This window comes from Pacificibacter marinus (assembly GCF_018860665.1).
Taxonomy (GTDB): domain Bacteria; phylum Pseudomonadota; class Alphaproteobacteria; order Rhodobacterales; family Rhodobacteraceae; genus Celeribacter; species Celeribacter marinus_A.
In genome coordinates this window covers 1-1,611 of sequence record NZ_JAHKPK010000043.1, presented here as the reverse complement: position 1 = coordinate 1,611, position 1,611 = coordinate 1, and the positions used below count along the sequence as shown (strand labels likewise).

Here is a 1,611-nt window from a genome sequence, read left to right as displayed (position 1 = left end):
TAATAACTTCGCGCTCATATAAACTGCGGTAGTAGGTAGGGAAGGTGGTGCCACCAATGCCGACACCGGGCTTGATATCATCAGTAACCAGTTCAACAAGTGAGCCTTTGCTGGCTAAATAATCGGCAGCCGACATGCCGGAAAACTCACAAATCGTATCGTAGATCAGCACCTTTTTACCCGGCTCAACGGTGCCATTGAGGATGTCCCACGTTGAAACCACTAAGGCTTCTTCAGCACCCCAGTGTGGGTTCTGTGTTAAGAATGGCGTACCGCCCACCGCCAAGATGCACACATCGGGCTTTAGATCTCTAATCATGTCGACATTGGCTTGTGTACCCAAGCGAATATTAACGCCTAAGCGTTCCACTTCCATGGCTAACCAGCGGGTAATGCCGGCCATTTGATCACGCTGGGGAGCTTTGGCCGCAATGTTAATTTGGCCGCCTAGCTGTTCGGCCATTTCGACTAATGTAACCTGATGACCGCGCTCGGCAGCCACTCGTGCAGCTTCCAACCCACCTGGGCCACCGCCAATGATGACCACGTTGCGAATCGGCCCTTCGGTCTTTTCGATAATATGCGGTAGCCCCATGTATTCACGCGACGTTGCCGCATTTTGAATACATAGCACATCCAAGCCCATGTATTGACGGTCTATACAGTAGTTCGCGCCAACGCATTGGCGGATCTGGTCTACTTGGTTCATTTTAATCTTGGCGATGATGTGCGGATCTGCAATATGTGCACGTGTCATTCCGACAAAATCCACATAACCGGCTTCTAAAATGCGCTTGGCTTGGTTAGGGTCTTTAATGTTTTGTGCGTGAATTACAGGTACATCAACAACCGCTTTGATACCGGCGGCCAGGTGCAAAAATGGCTCGGGTGGGTAGCTCATGTTCGGGATAACGTTTGCTAAGGTGTTGTGTGTATCGCAGCCGGAACCCACTACGCCAAAGTAATCGACCATGCCGGTGGCGTTGTAATACGCCGCGATCTCTTTCATGTCGTCGTGGTTTAAACCGTCTGGGTGGAACTCATCACCCGTGATACGCATACCCACGACAAAGTCTGGGCCAACCGCTTCACGTACGGCTTTCAACACTTCCATACCAAACTTCATACGGCCTTCGAACGTGCCGCCCCATTCGTCGGTCCGTTTGTTCACTCGCGGCGACCAAAACTGATCGATCATGTGTTGATGTACTGCCGATAACTCTACACCATCTAAACCGCCTTCTTTGGCGCGCACGGCTGCTTTAGCAAAGTCGCCAATGACACGCCAAATTTCTTCGACTTCGATGGTTTTACACGTAGCGCGGTGAACCGGCTCACGGATACCTGAAGGAGACATCAAGCTTGGCCAGTTCTCCCCGTCCCAGCGGGAGCGACGTCCCATGTGGGTAATTTGAATCATAATTTTGCCACCATGCTTATGCACAGCATCGGCTAGGTTTTGAAAGTGTGGGATAATACGGTCTGTGGATAAGTTAACTGAGCTCCACCAACTTTGCGGGCTATCGATCGACACTACACTCGAACCACCACAAATGCATAATCCACAGCCACCTTTAGCCTTTTCTTCGTAATATTTAACGTATCTATCGG

The 1,611-nt window shown here is 50.6% G+C and carries 1 protein-coding gene; it reads right to left on the bottom strand.

Annotation, left to right across the window (positions count from 1 at the left end):
- Positions 1 to 1,611: FAD-dependent oxidoreductase (locus tag KO497_RS12740; protein ID WP_215944357.1), on the bottom strand; the 1,611-nt coding region annotated here is incomplete at both ends.